The organism is uncultured Agrobacterium sp. (assembly GCF_913777885.1).
Classification (GTDB): Bacteria; Pseudomonadota; Alphaproteobacteria; order Rhizobiales; family Rhizobiaceae; genus Agrobacterium.
Genome location: NZ_CAJYTV010000018.1, coordinates 195,995 through 213,375, shown reverse-complemented (window position 1 = coordinate 213,375; position 17,381 = coordinate 195,995). Strand labels below are relative to the sequence as shown.

The window sequence follows — 17,381 nt, the reverse complement described above, 5'->3', positions numbered from 1 at the left end:
CCACGGGCGCTTTTTCTGTATCGGGGCAGGGTATGCAGAATATTCAGACGGTCATCGATTCCATCTATGACGAGATGAAAAACCATCTCGGTGAGGGGAAGGTCGCGGATTATATTCCCGAACTTGCCAAGGTTGATCCGAAGCAGTTCGGCATTGCCGTCACCACAGTCGAAGGCGAGACCTTCGTTGCAGGCGACGCCGTCGTGCCTTTCTCGATCCAGAGTATCTCCAAAGTCTTCATGCTGACTCTTGCACTCGGCAAGGCCGGTGAGTCCGTCTGGAAGCGCGTTGGCCGAGAGCCTTCCGGCTCATCGTTCAATTCTATCGTTCAGCTGGAACATGAACACGGCATTCCCCGCAACCCGTTCGTCAATGCAGGCGCAATCGTGGTCACCGACATGGTACTTGCTGGACATCAGCCGCGAGAAGCTATTGGTGAACTCCTGCGCTTCGTTCGCTATCTCGCCAATGACGATACGATCTCGATCGATAACACCGTCGCCAAATCCGAGCAGGCAACCGGTTTTCGCAACTTTGCGCTCGCAAACTTCATGCGCAGTTTTGGCAATATCCATCATCCGGTGGACCATACGCTCGGCGTTTACTTTCACCAGTGCGCGCTCTCGATGAACTGCGTGCAGTTGGCGCGGGCAGGGCTCTTCCTGGCCAATCGCGGACGCAATCCACTGACGGGGCATTCGGTGGTTTCTGATCGCAGGGCGCGTCGTATCAATGCCCTTATGCTCACTTGCGGCCATTATGATGGATCGGGCGACTTTGCTTACCACGTCGGTCTTCCCGGCAAGAGCGGCGTCGGCGGCGGTATTCTGGCAATGGCGCCCGGCAAGGCTTCAATAGCCGTCTGGTCGCCGGGTCTCAACAAGGTGGGCAACTCCGCGCTTGGCTCGGATGCGCTCGAAATGCTGGCGAACCGCATGGGCTGGTCGGTATTCGGGGCTTGATCTTGCGCCTATATGAGGGCATTCCCTGTCCCTAGCCGCTTCAATGCGGATAGGACAGCGAGATGACCATGACCATTGCCGCCAATATCGATGACATTCAGGAAGCCGGCGAGGTCGAAGAGGCTGGTGGTGCCCATCCGCTCTTTGCCGATGCGCCGCGTTCGGTCTCCTTTAACAAGCTGCGCAAGCGGTTGTTGCGAAACGTGCGACAGGCTTTCGATGATTTCGGCATGTTGAACGGGCAAAAGCGCTGGCTGGTTGGTCTTTCCGGCGGCAAGGACAGCTATGGTCTTCTCGCGCTCCTGCTCGATCTCAAGTGGCGCGGTCTTTTGCCGGTTGAGTTGATCGCCTGCAATCTCGACCAAGGGCAGCCGAACTTCCCAAAACATATCCTGCCCGACTATCTGACGAAGATCGGGATGCCGCATCGCATCGAATATCGCGATACCTATTCGATCGTGAAAGAGAAGGTCCCGGAAGGAGCCACCTACTGCTCCCTCTGTTCGCGTCTTCGTCGTGGCAATCTTTACCGCATCGCACGGGAAGAGGGCTGCGACGCGCTGCTGCTCGGTCACCACCGCGAAGACATTCTGGAAACCTTCTTCATGAATTTCTTCCATGGTGGCCGGCTTGCCGGCATGCCGGCGAAGCTGATGAATGATGAGGGTGACTTGATGGTGCTGCGCCCGCTCGCCTATTGCGCCGAGGACGATCTGGCGAAGTTTGCCGCTGCGATGGAGTTTCCCATCATACCCTGCGACCTCTGCGGCTCTCAGGACGGTTTGCAGCGAAATGCCATGAAGGACATGCTGGCCGATATCGAGCGCCGCATGCCGGGCCGCAAGGACGTGATGTTGCGCGCTCTCGCCCACGTCAATCCTTCGCATTTGCTTGATACGAAACTCTTTGACTTTTCCGGTCTAACTGTCACCGATCCGTCATCCTAGAGAGGTAGGTGAGGCACATTCCTCACCTTTTCAGATTGCCTTCGATGACCCTTTCCGATTCAGATGTTGATTTCCTCGTCGCGACTGTCGCCGATGCTGGCGCGAGTGAAATCATGCCACGCTTTCGCAATCTCAGCGCTTCTGCCATTTCCGAGAAGACGTCGGCTGTAGATTTGGTTACGGAAGCCGATATCCTTGCTGAACAGCGCATCACTGCAGCTTTGTTGCAGCGATTTCCCTCTGCTCATATTGTTGGGGAAGAAGCCTATGATGCGGATCGTTCCGTCATCCCCGCTCTGCGTGATGCGCCGCTTGCCTTCGTGATCGACCCGGTCGACGGTACGTTCAACTTTGCGTCTGGCTTTCCAGCCTTCGGAACGCTTCTTGCTGTGACCGTCAAAGGTGAAACGGTCGCTGGCATCATTCATGATCCGGTGATGGGCGATAGCATAGTCTCGGTCAAAGGCGCCGGCGCCGTGCTGATGCGCGAAAACGGCAGCGAAGCGAAAATGCGAGTCGCCGAGGCGGTCGGTCTTACGGATATGGTCGGTATTTTTTCTTGGGGGCACAGCCATCCGGACCGCCGGCCGATGATCGCGGCCAACATGGCGAAGACGAAAATGGCGCTGTCGTTGAATTGCTCGGCGCACGAATACTGGTTGGTGGCAGCCGGCAAGCTGCATTTCATCGGTCATGAGAAGCTTATGCCTTGGGACCATCTGGCAGGCGTGCTAACCCATCAGGAAGCAGGCGGCCACACGGCAAAGCTCGATGGCACGCCCTATCGTCCGGGAGATACCGAGGGCGGCATCCTCTCTGCACCCGACAGGGAAAGCTGGAAGATGCTGCGCCGAGAAATTCTCGGTCTTTGATCTGAATATGTAAAGGAACCGTCCATGTCCGTGGAACTCGACATCGCCTCGCTGGCCAATGCCCTTCAGGAAGCCGCAGCGGTGGAAATCCTGTCGCGATTTCGCAATCTCGGAGAGGGTGACGTGCGGGTAAAAACCGAAGCGATCGATCTGGTCACGGAGGCCGACGAGGCGGCGGAGCGTTTGATCCGCGCCCGTGTTGCCGAGTTCATGCCCGATGCTCTTTTCGTCGGCGAGGAAGCGGTTGCGGCAGATCCATCGCTGCTGGACAAACTCGGCGACGCTGACCTTGCCGTGGTCGTCGACCCCATCGACGGAACCTATAACTTCGCTGCCGGATTGCCGCTGTTCGGTGTGATGCTGAGCGTCGTCTCGAAGGGTGAGACGGTTGCGGGTATCATCTTCGATCCGATGGGCAATGACTGGGTGATAGCGGAAAAAGGCTCTGGAGCCTGGCTTTGCAGTGCGGATGGCTCCCAGACCCAGTTGCAGGTGGTTCCTTCGCCGGAACTGTCGCAGATGGTCGGTATTGCCAATACAGGATACTTCGACGTCGAAACGCGCCGTCGCATCTTAAACAATCTCGCCGATGTCCGGCTCTTCACCAGTTATCGCTGCGCAGCGCACGAATACCGCATCTTCTGCGGCGGCCACATGCACTTCCTGATGTACAACAAGCTGATGCCTTGGGATCATCTGGCTGGCACACTGATTTCGCAGGAAGCGGGTGCTTACGCTGCCCGCTTCGACGGTTCTCCTTATCTGCCAAACCATGTGAGTGGCGGCTTGCTGCTGGCCCCGGATAAAGAGACGTGGACAGTTCTGCGCGAGCGGATTTTTACGGTGTGATCTGCTGACACGTTGCACGAAGATGGGCGCGGTTGTTGTGACAACCGCGCCCTTTTTCGTTGAATATTCAACTCAGTGCGTTGGTTTGTTGTGAGCCTGGAACAGCTTGCCTTTTTCACCGATCAGCACGAAGACCAAGCCTATTACGGAGACGATGAAGAAGCCGCTGACCATGGGTAGTGCGGTACCATTGAAAGCCTGCCCGATGCTTGCACCAATCAGCGAGCCGCCTACCGTTCCCAAAAAGCCGATGACGGAAGACGCCGTTCCCGCCACATGGCCAAGTGGCTCCATGGCGAGCGAGTTGAAGTTCGAACCGATCAGGCCGAACTGGAACATAGACAGACCGAACATCACGATAAACAGCGCGAAGGGCAATGGATGGGGCCCGAAGACCATCATCATCAACCAGATGAAGTTGATGGTGATGAAGCCGAGCAACGAACCATGCGACAGCTTGCGCATGCCGTAGCGCCCAACCAATTTCGAGTTCAGGAAGGACGACAGCGACATGAACAGTGCGACCGCGGCAAAGGCTGCGGCAAACCATGCACCGAGATCGTAGATGCCCTTATAGACCTGTTCGGCGGAATTGATGAAACCGAACAGCGCGCCGAAGATGATCATGCTGGCGATGGTGTAACAGAGCGCCACCCGATTGGTCAGGACGATCTTGAAGCCCGCCAGTACGGATGAAACCGTCAGGGGGCGCATGTCTTCCGGACGCAGTGTTTCGGGAAGACGCGTGTACATCCAGATCGTTACGATGGCCGCGATTGCTGCCATGAAACCAAATATCAGGTGCCAGTCTCCGAAGAACAGGACGATCTGGCCTGTCCCCGGTGCAATGACCGGCACCACCATGAACACCATCATGATCAGCGACATGACTTCGGCCATCTGACGCCCGCCATAAATGTCGCGAACGATAGAGACGGTGATGACGCGTGTTGCGGCTGAACCGATACCCTGGATGAAACGCAGCGCCAGGAGGCCGGCAAAACTCGGCACAAAGATCACTGCGATAGATGACGCGATATAAATACCAAGGCCGAACAGCATCGGTTTGCGGCGACCAAAGCGATCCGCCAGCGGGCCGTAAAAAAGCTGGGCGATGCCGAAGCCGAGCAGGTAGGCCGAGACGACATACTGGCGATGGTTCTCATTATCGACGCCGAGTGAAGCGCCGATCTCCTGGAGGCCCGGGAGCATGATGTCGATGGCAAGAGCATTGAGCGCCATCAGCATGGCGGCTAGGCCAATGAATTCCGTGCGCCCCATAGTGCCTGCGGGCGAAGCGGTCGTTTGTGGAGGATTTGTCACTGGATTGCCTCAAAAGAACGGCAAAGGCGTTGCATGACGCAACGCCTGGCATAGTTTTCTGACAATCAGGGTGGGCCGGATGAACCGGCCGAAATCAGGCCGCGCCGCGGACGCTGATACCCTGTTCTTGAAGGTGGCTTTGAAGTTCGCCGGATTGGAACATTTCTCTTACGATGTCGCAACCGCCAATGAACTCGCCCTTGACGTAAAGCTGCGGGATCGTCGGCCAGTTGGAATAGTCCTTGATGCCCTGTCGAATTTCAGCATCAGCCAGAACGTTGACACCCTTATAATCAACGCCAAGGTAATCCATAATCTGGACCACCTGTCCGGAGAAACCGCACTGCGGAAACTGGGGCGTACCCTTCATGAAAAGAACGATATCGTTGCTCTTCACTTCGTTGTCGATCATGTCGTGAATGCCGCTCATGGCTGAATTCCTTTCACATGCGGGTCAAGGCCGCTGCTTCGTTCGCTCTTAAATAACATGGAATGTCGTTATTTCCAGTCGCAAAGGCGAAAAAACGGCGAGCGTTCGGAATTGAAACAAGCAGTCATGGTGCTGCCCTGAAAATGTGGTGCGCTGATGCTCCATTCAACCAAAGCCGGGACAAGACATGCGAAAATTTGGTGTGTGGATTATCGCAGCGCTGGTGGTGGTGCTCTCGGTTTTCGGGTTATTCCAGCTAAGCAAGGCGCGTGGCTATCAACTCTTCGGAACGATCGTTCCACGCGTGGAGACAAGCGAGCCGCTTGTGGCTTTGACGCTCGATGATGGTCCCACGCTCCGTTATACGCGCGATGTGTTGAACCTCTTGGATGAGAAGAACGTCAAGGCGACCTTTTTTCTCACAGGTAAAGAGATGGAGGAAACGCCAGCGCTCGCAGCCGACATCGTCCGTCGTGGACACCAAGTCGCCAATCACTCCTTCTCGCACTCCAACATGAGCCTGATGGGCCTCGCCAAGGTGCGCGACGAAATCGAGACAACGGATCGTGCCATTCGCGCCGCGGGATATCAGGGAGAAATCTACTTCCGCCCGCCTTACGGAAAGAAGCTTTTCACCTTGCCGTGGTATTTGTCGCAAACCGGGCGCACGTCGATCACCTGGGATGTAGAGCCGGAATCCTATCCGGATATCGCCGAGGACCCCGATGCGATCGCGGAGTATGTGTTACAGAACGCGAAGAGCGGCTCGATCATTCTGCTGCATGTCATGTATCGAAGCCGCGAAGCGTCGCGCCAGGGTCTACCCAAGATCATCGACGGTTTGCGTTCGCGTGGCTTTCAATTCGTCACAGTGTCTGAACTGATGAAGCACCAGCAGACGTAACGAGGACTATAGGCTTACCGCGCCCTTTGCTTGCTGCGAGCGGCGGCTGTCCGGCGTTTGCTGACTTGTTTCTTCGCAGGCGCTCGTCTTGTCTTTCGTGCGGGCTTCTCGCCGAGTGCCGCCTCCAAAATCCCGCCAAGGATGCCACCCCCGAGGGATGTGCCAGATTTTGCCTTGCCCCGCGCGCGTCGCGTTTTGCGTACACCTGTCTTGGACAGGATTTCCGACATGGCACCCTTCACCACATTTCCGATGATCTGATCAACGATTTTCGACAAGATCTTCTCCGCTCCGCAACAAAATCCACCAGCTCGCTTATGATATAAAACATAATTAAGCCACGGTCTTTACTATATGGGCGACACCCATTGTATCAAGCGATCCTTTTGGGCTCTTCGCAACCTTCAGGTTTTGAACCCTTGGCTCGTTTTATGGCGTCTGTCTCTTCACGTCTCGTTTTCTACTTCCCCGGCTTCGATCCCCTGGATGCGGCGGCCCATCACCGGCGCTATGAGCGCAGTGCTGCTCAATCCGGCAAGACTTTTGGTCTCGATTATGCCGTCGGCCCGGTTCAAGAAGTTGAAACCGGTAGCCGAATGGAGGTGGTCTCGATCTCCAACGGTCACGAAACGAAGAGCACCATCTATGTGCATGATCACAACAGTATCATTTCAGATCTGAGAGCGCCTCCCATCTGGAAACAGATTGCGCTTGGGTTCAAGGCGGGCGCAGAGATCATCACCAGCGGTGCGGCCTTCAGGTATTTTCGTCACGCCTGGCGGTTCGGCCTCTTCTTCCTCTTCCCCTATCTTCTGATCTTCACGGGTCTCGTCTTTTCGACGTTGATTGCCGTGTCGCCGCTGCTGCTGAATGTTCCACCGTTTCTCTGTCTTTTGAGTGTGCCGGCGGCGTGGCTGTTCTTCTACAAGCTGGTTATCCCGTTTTCTGCCCGGTTCCATACCTTGCATCTCTTTGCCGACTGGCGCTTTGCATTGATGGTGGGCCGCGACGAGCCGGTTGCGCGTGCCTGGATCGAGGACAAGGCGCGCAAAATCCTGCTCGCTCTCGAAACACCGTCGGACGAAGTGCTTTTCGTATCCCACAGCATGGGGGCAAGCCTGGCGCTTGCGGTGGCTGGCCGTGTGCTGGAGTTGAAGCCGGGCGCCTTTGATGGACGCAATATCTCTTTCGTCACCTTGGGCGGTGCAGCACTTCAATGCGCGTTCATTTCAAAAGCGGATCGGTTGCGCCAGAGCATCGGCACACTCGCACGCGATGCACGGATCGTATGGTTTGATATCCAGTGCCTTTCGGACCCGATCCACCTCTATAAATGCAACACGGCGCATCTGACCGGGCATGCGGATGCCGCACAGCCCAAGATCGTGCGTATCAAGTTCAAACACTCGCTGTCGGATGAGCGCTACCGTAAGAACAAGTTCAATTTCTTGCGCATGCATCGTCAATACGTGCTGGGATCGGACCGTAAGTCCGGCTTCGATTTCACGCTGCTGACGGCAGGTCCGCTACCAGCGGCGTCATTTGTGGGCCTGAAGTCCGACGAGCCGCCCCTGACATTTCGGTGAACCGAGAGCAATAAAGAAAAAGGCCTGCGTGATGGGGATCACGCAGGCCTTTTTGCTGAGCGAAAGCAGTTTATTCGGGGGCGGAAGTCTGCAGCGCCAATGCATGCAGCACGCCACCCATATTGCCCTTTAATGCGTCATAGACCATCTGGTGCTGCTGAACGCGGGTCTTGCCCTTGAAGGCATCGGCCACGACTTCAGCGGCATAGTGATCGCCATCCCCGGCCAGATCGCGGATGGTGACCTTTGCTCCGGGAATTCCAGCTTTAATCATGTCTTCAATATCGCCGGGCTTCATGGGCATGGTGTCTACTCCTCAATTCTTATTCTGCTGCGACGAGTGTCTCGCCGTCCATGAACTGAGGGAACCATGATTCATGGGCGTTGCGCAATTCTTTAATCTCGACCCCGCGCGCCTTACCCAGCTTTACCGAAGAGCCGCCGGTTTTACCGATAACAGCGAGCGAAACGCCCGCGGAAGCGGCTTGCGCCTTAACAGCTTCGAGATCGGACTGCTTGACGGTCAGTACGTAACGTCCCTGATCTTCGCCGTAGAAGGCCAGGATCGGATTGTTGCCGGATACCGTTTCGATGGTCGCGCCGATGTCCGATGCCATCGCCATTTCGGCAATCGCTAGAGCAAGGCCACCGGAGGAGCAATCGTGAACCGCGCTCGTCAGGCCTTCTGTGATGACGGTGCGAACAAAGTCGCCGGTCTTCTTTTCGTTGTCCAGATCGACATGCGGGGCAGGGCCGTCGATGCGGCCATGAATGTCGCGCATGTAAACCGACTGGGCAATGTGGGTACCAAGTCCCTCAGGCGCGCCGGCGAGCAGGATGACCTCGTCAGCTGCAGCAAAGCGAATACGTGCCATTTTCGACCAGTCCTTCAGAAGGCCGACGCCGCCGATGGTCGGGGTCGGCAGGATGGCTTGGCCATTGGTCTCGTTATAGAGCGAGACGTTGCCTGATACGATCGGGAATTCGAGCACCTTGCAGGCTTCGCCGATACCCTTGATGGCATGGACGAGCTGGCTCATGATCTCCGGCTTTTCGGGATTGCCGAAGTTCAGGTTGTCGGTTGCCGCCAGTGGCAGTGCGCCGGTGGCGGTGATGTTGCGCCAGCATTCGGCCACAGCCTGCTTGCCGCCTTCGAAGGCGTCGGCTTCCACGTAGCGCGGAGTGACGTCTGATGAGAAGGCAAGCGCCTTCGTCTCATGGCCCTCGACGCGCACAACGCCCGCGTCGCCGCCCGGCAGCTGCAGCGAGTTGCCCTGGATCAGCGTGTCATATTGTTCGTAAACCCAGCGGCGTGATGAATTGTTGGCAGAGCCGACAAGCTTGATGAGCGCATCTGCAATATCGGTTTCCGGAATGTCGTTTTCGGAAAGCGGCGCGGAGACCTTTGCCGGTGTCCAAGGACGGTCATATTCCGGTGCCTGATCGCCCAGTTCCTTGATCGGCAGATTGGCGACTTCCTCGCCATTGTGCAGAACGCGGAAGCGCAGATCGTCGGTCGTCTTGCCGACGATGGCGAAATCCAGACCCCACTTGACGAAGATCGCCTTGGCGACCTCTTCCTTGGAGGGCTCGAGAACCATGAGCATACGCTCCTGGCTTTCGGACAGCATCATTTCGTAGGCCGTCATGCGCTCTTCACGAACCGGAACCTGATCGAGGTTCAACTCGATGCCGAGATCGCCCTTGGCACCCATTTCGACCGCCGAACAGGTGAGACCGGCAGCGCCCATGTCCTGAATGGCGATAACTGCACCCGTCTTCATCAGTTCCAGGCAGGCTTCCAGCAGGCACTTTTCGGTGAAGGGGTCGCCGACCTGAACGGTGGGACGCTTCTCTTCGATGGATTCGTCAAATTCCGCGGAGGCCATGGTCGCACCACCGACGCCGTCGCGGCCGGTCTTTGCCCCGAGATAGACGACCGGCAGGCCGACGCCTTTGGCTTCCGACAGAAAGATCGCGTCGGACTTTGCAAGGCCTGCGGCGAAGGCATTGACGAGGATGTTGCCGTTGTAACGCGGATCGAACTCGACTTCGCCGCCCACGGTCGGCACGCCGAAGGAGTTACCATAGCCGCCGACACCGGCGACGACGCCTGCCACCAGGTGGCGGGTCTTCGGGTGGTCGGGAGCGCCGAAACGCAGCGCGTTCATCGCGGCGATCGGGCGCGCACCCATGGTGAAGACGTCACGCAGAATGCCGCCGACGCCGGTTGCCGCACCCTGATAGGGCTCGATATAGGAGGGGTGGTTGTGGCTCTCCATCTTGAAGACGACGCAGTCGCCATCGTCGATGTCGACGACGCCAGCGTTTTCGCCCGGTCCCTGGATGACGCGCGGCCCCTTGGTCGGCAGCGTCTTTAGCCACTTCTTCGAGGACTTGTAGGAGCAGTGCTCGTTCCACATGGCCGAGAAGATGCCCAGTTCGGTAAAGCTCGGCTCGCGTCCGATCAGGTCGAGAATGCGCTGATATTCATCGGGCTTCAGCCCGTGGGATGCAACGAGTTCCGGGGTGATCTGAATATGATTTGGAAGTGTCATAGGTCTCACGGGGTTCGAGCCGGTACGGGAATTTCCGGTTCTTTACCCTAAGACATGCTCTCTTGCGATAGGAAAATGCCCTTGCGGGCCTTCAATTCAGCGTCTTGCGCGCCTCTACTCGATGCTGTCGTAGCCCGCGGACCCATTGTCGAGGAGCCTTCTCAAGACACTGAGCCCACGTTTCAGCTCGTCATGGGTCTTGGGTAGCGAAAAGCTGATGCGCACTCGATGAAATATTCGATCGGTTCTGGCGGGTTTGAACTCATCTTCATCGTCAATGAGAACATTCTCGTTCATCGCGGCATTCCGAAACGTACCTGAAAGCCAGGGTTCGGGAAGCTTCACCCAGACGAACGCAATTCCCGGCGCGCTACTGAAATCAACGCCCTTCAAAGTTTCGCTGACGATACCTCGTCGCGTCTCGATTTCACTGATGCATGCCTTGCGGATGGAATCCGCATCGCCGCTGATCACCAACCTCGCGGAAAGCTCCGCCATCAGGAAGGGAATGCCACCGGTAAGCATCTTGTGCGCCACCCGAATGCGCGTGACGAAGGCTGGCGGGCAGGCGACCCAGCCGCCGCGCAAGCCGGCGCTGACCGATTTGGAAAGACCGTTCACCAGGAACGTTCTGTCAGGCGCAAGCTCGGCGATCAAAGGCAATTCGTTGCCTGTCATCGCGCCGTAGAGATTGTCTTCGACAATCCAGACATTGTGGCGGTGGGCGATCTCGACGATTGCCTTGCGGCGTTCAAGGGGGAGTGTCGAACAGGTCGGGTTTTGGCCCGCAGGCATCAAGAAGACGATCTTTGGGTGTTGCTGTGCGCAGATGCGTTCGAACTCATCCGGGATGATGCCGTCGGCATCGATGTCCACAATCGAGATACGGCGGCCGGAAAGGGATGCCGCACGGCTGATCTGCGAATAGGTCACCGGTTCGAAAACAATCCGGTCCCCAGGAGCTGTCATTGCGGTGATGATGCTCATTACGCCCGCATGGGCGCCAAGTGTCGTGACGACATTTTCAGGCTTGGGAGACCAGCCTTGATGAGCAAGCCATCTGGCACCCGCTTCCGTCCAGAATGACGGAAAGGTGCGTGTGTAGTCCATGATCTCCGAAGGCTTGTCCTTGACGATCTCAGTCACATGGGCGGCGATAATGCCTTGTTGGCCGTTGTCCGGTGCAGCGGTGCCGTTGAACGAGATCTGGCCAGGGGCAGCCATCGATACCCGTGTTCCGCCGAACGGACTTTCCATTGCCCTGGATATCGCTTCTACGGGTTTACGATCATTCACATAGGTCCCGCGCCCGACCTCGCCGCTGACGAGGCCACGTTCATGGATGAGAGAGTAGGCACGGCTGATCGTGCCGATCGTCACGCCAAGATCGAAGGCGAGATTACGTTGCGGCGGCAACTTCGTACCTGGTGCAAGCACGCCCTCTGCAATCGCGGTCTCGATGTGATCTGCGAGACGCACATAGATTGGGCCTGAGCCTTCGGTGATGTTCGGAAGCCAATTTGTCATGGTGACAATATATGAATTGTATCCCTGTCGATGTCAATTGTATTGATTGTCTCGAGATTGATCGCAAGCGCTGAATTCAAAATAGGGTACAATCATGCGCAAGATGGAAGAATATCTGGCTTCGACGGATCAGAGCAGTGGTGATTCACATCGGGTAATGTCCGTCCGTGACCGGATGACGCCCGCAAGGCCTTTTGCGCCGGAGGAGGCATCAGGCTTTCTGGCACGCATGTTGCGGCGCGTGACGTATTGGCACGCCAAACGCCAGAGCCGCCTTAGCCTTTACGATCTTTCTACCGAACAACTTGCAGATATCGGCCTCTCTCGCGCAGAGGCCTATGAAGAAACAAGCAAGGCTATTCTATCGCGCTGGACACGCTCGCTTTGAGCACCCACGTCTCGACGGTAATCCATCGAGATGAGAAGCCCGCAGCACCCGTCCCAACCGGTGCCGCGGGCTTTTTTGCAATCGAACAAGCTTTTGTTTTGAATAGCCAATCCTTGTTTTTCAGGGCTTTGCGGGCGTGATGTCATTTTTTTGTCAAATCGCGCATTTTACCGCTTGCGGTATCGAAAACCTCTGACTATAAGGGCGCCACAAACCAAGCGCACGCGCCCTTCGTCTATCGGTTAGGACGTCAGATTTTCATTCTGAAAAGAGGGGTTCGACTCCCCTAGGGCGTGCCACTTGGCTTCGTATCCTCCCCTAAAAATGCCTTTGACAGCGTCTACTCTTCACAGTTTCTGCCGCCTGCAGAAATAGTACGAGGGAGCCAATGACTAATCGCTTGTTTCTCATCGGCGGACCATCCCATGCGGGAAAATCGACACTGGCCGCTGCCGTTGCGGAGTGCCTCAATTGTCGCTGCATATCGACCGATAGTCTCGCCAAGCATCCCGGAAGGCCTTGGCGCGATCCGCCCGAGCAACTGCCGCCGCATGTCGTCGAACATTACCGCGATCTGTCGCTGGATGAGATGATGCAGTCGGTACTTACTCATTATCGATCCATGTGGACACCGCTGGTTCTGCCGCTGATCGAGGGAAGAGAACGTCTGGTGCTGGAAGGTTCCGCACTCTTGCCGGAACTGGTTGCGCAGCTGGACACGCAGAATATTAGCGCAACTTGGCTCGTGGCTGCCGAAGGTGTGCTGGGGCGTCGCATCAAGGTAGAAAGTGATTACGAGGCGCGTGATCCTGATAAGAGATTTCTGATCGACAAGTTCGCTCAGCGTGCCCTCGCTTTCAACCGCTTTATCAATGAGGAGGTATCACGCCTGTCTCTGCAAAAGCTGGAGGTAGGTTGCGAGACCTCTGTGGACGATCTGATGGTGCGACTCGGCGTTGCCGGTTCTCCGTGAGGTTTTGCGGTTGACCCCGCCCGCAATTGCGTGATGGTTGTTGCCGTCAGTTTGGGAGGATCTTTCGTGACATCGCATGTGCCGTTTTCGCTCGTGGGGATCGACCACGTCGTGCTGCTGGTAGACGATATGGAAAAAGCGCTCGCCTTTTACCATGATGTTTTGGGCTGCCGACCGGGTTACTCCTACCCGGCACTTGGCATGGAGCAGGTTTGGTGCGGCGCGTCGCTGATCGTTTTGTGGGATATCACTCACCCAGGCGGCCAAAAGGCTGCGCCACCGGTGGCCGGTGGACGAAATGTCGACCATGTCTGCATAGCGACGGGACCGTTCGAGCATGATGCCTTGCGAGCACATCTGGAGCATCATGGGGTGACCATCGAGCGTGAGGCGATGCATGGCGGCGCCCGTGGCATGGGGCATTCCTTTTATATCCGCGATCCTTTCGACAATTTGCTGGAGGTGAAGGGACCGGCGGAATATCCTGATGGACGCTCCGTGACCTCCTGATCCTCTTCACCATCTTGTTGATGCAACCGCTTTGGCAAGCCGAGCGTTTCCGGCGAAACTTTGGCGGAGAACCAGCATGAACACATTGCTTCGATGGGCCAGCGCAGGCCTCGTCTCGTGCGCATTGGGCACCAGCGTCTTTTCCCCAGCGCAGGCAGAGATGGGGAAAGCGCCAGCGGTTGCGCAGACGGACATGTCGCATTATCGCGGGAAGTGGCTCGAAATTGGCAGAACGCCCATGTGGCTGACGGATGGCTGCGTGGCTGGCTATTCGACCTACAAGCCCGGCTCTTCGCCCGGCCAGGTGGTGATTGAGGATGGATGCCGCGAAGGATCGCCGACCGGAAAGCTCAAGACGATCGAGGGAATTGGCACGATAACGGACGCAAAAACGACCATGGCGAAGATGCGGGTTCGCTATCCGCTCTTTATCACCTTCAATTACTGGGTGCTCTACAATTCACCGGACAAGACGTGGTTCATCAGTGCAACGCCGGACATGGAGAATCTGTGGATTTATTCTCGCTCCGTTCCGTCCAAAGCCAAGCTGGCTGTGATGGTCAGGAAGGCAAAGGAACTCGGCTACGATACCTCGAAGCTCGAATTCCCTGAGTTTTGACGTCGCGATCTTGGGTCGCGTTCAAGTGCTTGATCAGATTGATGTGAGGGCCGCTTCCGCGGCCCTCAGACTTTGGTAGTGGATTAGGCTGGTCGCACCAGAATGTGCTTCTTCTTGCCAAGCGAAAGCTTGATGACGCCATCTGCCGTCACTTCGCCCGAGCCGATAAGTTTGCGCTCATCCGAAACGCTCTCGTCGTTGATGCGCACCGCACCACCCTGAACGTGACGACGGGCTTCGCCGTTCGACGCGGCAAGACCGGCACGCACGATCAGCGAGAGAAGACCGATGCCCGCTTCCAGGTCTGTCTTTGGCACTTCGATGGACGGCAAATTATCGGAAAGGGCGCCTTCTTCGAAAGTCTTGCGAGCGGTTTCGGCAGCCTGTTCTGCGTTTTCCCGACCATGAAGCATTGCGGTGATCTCGGTCGCCAAGATCTTTTTGACCTCATTGATCTCCGATCCGCCGAGCGCTGAAAGCCGAGCGATCTCGTCCATCGGCAGCGTGGTGTAGAGCTTAAGGAAGCGGGAAACATCCGCATCTTCGGTGTTGCGCCAGTACTGCCAGAAATCATAGGCCGACAGCATATCTGGATTGAGCCAGACCGCGCCGTTGGCCGACTTGCCCATCTTTGCACCTGATGAGGTCGTCAGAAGCGGCGAGGTCAATGCGTAAAGCTGCGGCGTTCCCATGCGGTGGCCGAGATCGATCCCGTTGATGATATTGCCCCACTGATCCGAACCACCCATCTGCAAACGGCAGCCAGTGCGCTTGTTCAGTTCCACGAAGTCGTAGGCCTGAAGGATCATGTAATTGAACTCGAGGAACGACAGCGACTGCTCGCGGTCGAGGCGTGTTTTCACGCTTTCGAAGGACAACATGCGGTTGACGGAGAAATGGCGGCCCACGTCGCGCAGGAACTCGAGATAGTTTATCTCGCGCAACCAGTCGGCATTGTTGATCATCAGTGCTGGCTTTTCGGCGCGATCATAGTCGAGGTAGTTCGAAAACACGCGCTTGATCGAAGCGATATTGCTCTCGATCGTGTCAACGGTCATCAATTGACGCGCTTCGTCCTTGAACGACGGGTCGCCGACCATGCCGGTGCCCCCGCCCATCAGCGAAATCGGTTGATGTCCGGTCTTCTGCATCCAGTGCAGCATCATGATCTGGATAAGGCTGCCCGCGTGAAGGCTTGGCGCGGTCGGATCATAGCCGATATAGGCAGTCACGGTTTCCTTGGCGAACAGTTCGTCGAGACCTGCCTCATCGGAGATCTGGTGAATGAAGCCGCGCTCATCGAGCGTGCGGAGGAAATCGGACTTGAACCTGGACATAACCTTTTACTTTCTGGATTGTCGTTAACTTCACTGCATTTCAGTGAATGGCAGCGGCTTTATCATTGTTTTTTGAAAATTACACCCGTTTCGGCCATGAATGTTGGCTTGGTTGTGCTGCGTTTCACGCGGACGGCGGGAGAGAGCGGTGAGGAAAAGGGAAGGCAGAAGAATGTACGAGGAAGTCATATTCGAGACCGAGAGGCTGAAAGTCGCTATGTGGGCGCCTGGCGACGTTGCCCTTGTCCATAAACTGCACTCTACAATCGAAACGACACGGTATCTGACGGGATCGGCACCCTGGAGCCTGGAGAAGTGCGAAGAACGGCTGTCGCGCTGGGTCGAGGATCACCACCGTTATGGCACCACGAAGTACAAGCTTCTTTCGCGTGACGACGATCGTTTTCTCGGGAGGGCCGGTTTTTCCTTCTTTGGGGGAGAGAGGCCCGATTTCGAACTAGGCTACTCGCTGTGTCAAACCGACTGGGGGAAGGGCTATGCGACGGAAATTGGAATGGCGTTTAGAGACTGGTTCTTCGACCGGAAAATCGCCAACAAGTTCATTGCTTTTACCCACCCGAACAACATTGCCTCGCAGAACGTCCTGACCAAGATCGGGATGCGCTTGTGCCAACCCATGACCATTGAGGGGCTTGTGTGTCCGACATTTGAATATACTGCCGTCATGCACGATCAAATCGCAGTACGGTCAAGTTGATGTGAACTGAGCCGGGTCACAGTGACACATTAAAATGGCACATTGCCATAATGAAAAAAGCCGCCGGAGTGACCGGCGGCTTTGAATGTCTTGTCGATCTTCAGCGAATGCGCTTGGCCGCTGGCTCCGGCACCAGTTCGCCGTTCAGGCGGCGGTCGAGATAGTCGCCGCATTCGCTCATCAACTCGTCCACCTTGCCACTGAAGAAGTGGTTGGCACCAGGCACGGTGCGGTGGGTGATGAGAATACCCTTCTGGGTTTTCAGCTTTTCGACCAGGCCGTTGACGTCCTTTTCAGGTGCAACCTTGTCCGCATCGCCGTTGATGATCAGGCCAGAAGACGGGCAGGGGGCAAGGAAGGAGAAGTCGTAGGTGTTCGGCTGCGGCGCAATCGACATGAAGCCTTCGATTTCCGGACGGCGCATCAGAAGCTGCATGCCAATCCAGGAACCGAAAGAGTAACCAGCCACCCAACAGCTCTTGGAATCAGGATGCAGGCTCTGCACCCAGTCGAGTGCAGACGCAGCGTCCGACAGCTCGCCCGCACCGTGGTCGAATTCGCCCTGGCTACGGCCGATGGAGCGGAAGTTGAAGCGCAGCGTCGTGAAGCCGCGCTTCTGGAACATGTAGAAGAGCTGGTAGACGATCTGATTGTTCATCGTGCCGCCGAACTGCGGATGCGGATGAAGAATGATGGCAATCGGGGCGCTTTTTTCCTTGGAGGGCTGGTAGCGGCCTTCGAGACGACCTGCGGGGCCGTTAAAAATGACTTCGGGCATAGATACTCCGGTCGGTTCTTATGTTTCTGACGCTTTCACCGGCAAGAAGACTTGACGTAGATGGTCAGCTTTTCTAAAACCTAGTTTAGAACTGTTCGAA

At 56.6% G+C, this 17,381-nt stretch carries 19 protein-coding genes and 1 tRNA gene; 12 read left to right on the top strand and 8 right to left on the bottom strand.

Annotated features, from left to right (window positions below; genetic code table 11):
- Nucleotides 1-32 precede the first annotated feature (32 nt).
- The 4 genes from QZ869_RS17855 to QZ869_RS17840 all read left to right on the top strand — a co-directional run bounded on the left by QZ869_RS17855 (nt 33) and on the right by QZ869_RS17840 (nt 3,630).
- Complete coding sequence (locus QZ869_RS17855; protein ID WP_296106310.1) at nt 33-962, top strand: glutaminase; 930 nt, start codon at nt 33-35, stop codon at nt 960-962.
- Nucleotides 963-1,030: 68 nt separating this feature from the next.
- A complete protein-coding gene (gene ttcA, locus QZ869_RS17850; protein WP_296106596.1) occupies nt 1,031-1,909 on the top strand; it encodes a tRNA 2-thiocytidine(32) synthetase TtcA in 879 nt (292 codons plus the stop codon).
- A gap of 44 nt (nt 1,910-1,953) precedes the next feature.
- Entirely contained in the window at nt 1,954-2,781 is an 828-nt protein-coding gene (locus tag QZ869_RS17845; RefSeq protein WP_296106307.1) for an inositol monophosphatase family protein, read from the top strand.
- Between the two features lie 24 nt (nt 2,782-2,805).
- The gene (locus QZ869_RS17840; protein ID WP_296106306.1) at nt 2,806-3,630 is read left to right on the top strand and encodes an inositol monophosphatase family protein; all 825 of its coding nucleotides are present in this window, start codon (nt 2,806-2,808) and stop codon (nt 3,628-3,630) included.
- A 72-nt stretch (nt 3,631-3,702) separates the two neighbouring features.
- On the opposite strand, the gene QZ869_RS17835 is transcribed toward QZ869_RS17840, so the two are convergent.
- The gene (locus tag QZ869_RS17835; protein ID WP_296106593.1) at nt 3,703-4,911 is read right to left on the bottom strand and encodes a multidrug effflux MFS transporter; all 1,209 of its coding nucleotides are present in this window, start codon (nt 4,909-4,911) and stop codon (nt 3,703-3,705) included.
- Between the two features lie 136 nt (nt 4,912-5,047).
- Nucleotides 5,048-5,383, bottom strand: a complete 336-nt coding sequence (gene grxD, locus QZ869_RS17830) for a Grx4 family monothiol glutaredoxin (RefSeq protein ID WP_296021984.1) — start codon at nt 5,381-5,383, stop codon at nt 5,048-5,050.
- A 187-nt stretch (nt 5,384-5,570) separates the two neighbouring features.
- On the opposite strand from grxD, the gene QZ869_RS17825 reads away from it, so the two are divergent.
- The gene (locus QZ869_RS17825) at nt 5,571-6,287 is read left to right on the top strand and encodes a polysaccharide deacetylase family protein (protein WP_296106304.1); all 717 of its coding nucleotides are present in this window, start codon (nt 5,571-5,573) and stop codon (nt 6,285-6,287) included.
- 14 nt (nt 6,288-6,301) lie between these two features.
- Here the strand turns inward: QZ869_RS17825 and QZ869_RS17820 are convergent, their stop codons facing one another.
- A complete protein-coding gene (locus tag QZ869_RS17820; RefSeq protein ID WP_296021988.1) occupies nt 6,302-6,565 on the bottom strand; it encodes a hypothetical protein in 264 nt (87 codons plus the stop codon).
- 153 nt (nt 6,566-6,718) lie between these two features.
- Between QZ869_RS17820 and QZ869_RS17815 the strand changes: the two genes are divergently transcribed.
- The gene (locus tag QZ869_RS17815; protein WP_296106302.1) at nt 6,719-7,873 is read left to right on the top strand and encodes a hypothetical protein; all 1,155 of its coding nucleotides are present in this window, start codon (nt 6,719-6,721) and stop codon (nt 7,871-7,873) included.
- A gap of 70 nt (nt 7,874-7,943) precedes the next feature.
- On the opposite strand, the gene QZ869_RS17810 is transcribed toward QZ869_RS17815, so the two are convergent.
- The 3 genes from QZ869_RS17810 to QZ869_RS17800 all read right to left on the bottom strand — a co-directional run bounded on the left by QZ869_RS17810 (nt 7,944) and on the right by QZ869_RS17800 (nt 11,958).
- Entirely contained in the window at nt 7,944-8,177 is a 234-nt protein-coding gene (locus QZ869_RS17810; RefSeq protein ID WP_003516012.1) for a BolA family protein, read from the bottom strand.
- A gap of 19 nt (nt 8,178-8,196) precedes the next feature.
- The gene (purL, locus tag QZ869_RS17805) at nt 8,197-10,431 is read right to left on the bottom strand and encodes a phosphoribosylformylglycinamidine synthase subunit PurL (RefSeq protein ID WP_296098387.1); all 2,235 of its coding nucleotides are present in this window, start codon (nt 10,429-10,431) and stop codon (nt 8,197-8,199) included.
- Nucleotides 10,432-10,545: 114 nt separating this feature from the next.
- The gene (locus QZ869_RS17800) at nt 10,546-11,958 is read right to left on the bottom strand and encodes a PLP-dependent aminotransferase family protein (RefSeq protein WP_296106300.1); all 1,413 of its coding nucleotides are present in this window, start codon (nt 11,956-11,958) and stop codon (nt 10,546-10,548) included.
- 94 nt (nt 11,959-12,052) lie between these two features.
- On the opposite strand from QZ869_RS17800, the gene QZ869_RS17795 reads away from it, so the two are divergent.
- The 5 genes from QZ869_RS17795 to QZ869_RS17775 all read left to right on the top strand — a co-directional run bounded on the left by QZ869_RS17795 (nt 12,053) and on the right by QZ869_RS17775 (nt 14,448).
- Nucleotides 12,053-12,346 (top strand): DUF1127 domain-containing protein, encoded by a 294-nt coding sequence (locus tag QZ869_RS17795; RefSeq protein WP_296085462.1) that lies wholly within the window; start codon nt 12,053-12,055, stop codon nt 12,344-12,346.
- 224 nt (nt 12,347-12,570) lie between these two features.
- A tRNA-Glu gene (locus tag QZ869_RS17790) sits at nt 12,571-12,645 on the top strand.
- 89 nt (nt 12,646-12,734) lie between these two features.
- Nucleotides 12,735-13,319: a hypothetical protein gene (locus QZ869_RS17785; protein WP_296085459.1), complete on the top strand. Its 585-nt coding sequence runs from the start codon at nt 12,735-12,737 to the stop codon at nt 13,317-13,319.
- A gap of 66 nt (nt 13,320-13,385) precedes the next feature.
- Nucleotides 13,386-13,829, top strand: coding sequence for a VOC family protein (locus tag QZ869_RS17780; protein ID WP_296106298.1), 444 nt, complete (start codon nt 13,386-13,388; stop codon nt 13,827-13,829).
- A 193-nt stretch (nt 13,830-14,022) separates the two neighbouring features.
- Nucleotides 14,023-14,448, top strand: a complete 426-nt coding sequence (locus QZ869_RS17775; protein ID WP_296106591.1) for a lipocalin family protein — start codon at nt 14,023-14,025, stop codon at nt 14,446-14,448.
- Nucleotides 14,449-14,531: 83 nt separating this feature from the next.
- Here the strand turns inward: QZ869_RS17775 and tyrS are convergent, their stop codons facing one another.
- Nucleotides 14,532-15,785, bottom strand: a complete 1,254-nt coding sequence (gene tyrS, locus QZ869_RS17770; RefSeq protein ID WP_296106296.1) for a tyrosine--tRNA ligase — start codon at nt 15,783-15,785, stop codon at nt 14,532-14,534.
- Between the two features lie 172 nt (nt 15,786-15,957).
- Here tyrS and QZ869_RS17765 point away from each other — a divergent pair, with 172 nt between their 5' ends.
- Nucleotides 15,958-16,503 (top strand): GNAT family N-acetyltransferase, encoded by a 546-nt coding sequence (locus QZ869_RS17765; protein WP_296085455.1) that lies wholly within the window; start codon nt 15,958-15,960, stop codon nt 16,501-16,503.
- Between the two features lie 100 nt (nt 16,504-16,603).
- Here QZ869_RS17765 and QZ869_RS17760 read toward each other — a convergent pair whose 3' ends face one another.
- Nucleotides 16,604-17,281 carry an alpha/beta hydrolase gene (locus QZ869_RS17760; RefSeq protein WP_062441481.1) on the bottom strand — a complete coding sequence of 226 codons (678 nt, stop codon included), beginning with the start codon at nt 17,279-17,281 and terminating at the stop codon, nt 16,604-16,606.
- Between the last annotated feature and the right edge of the window lie 100 nt (nt 17,282-17,381).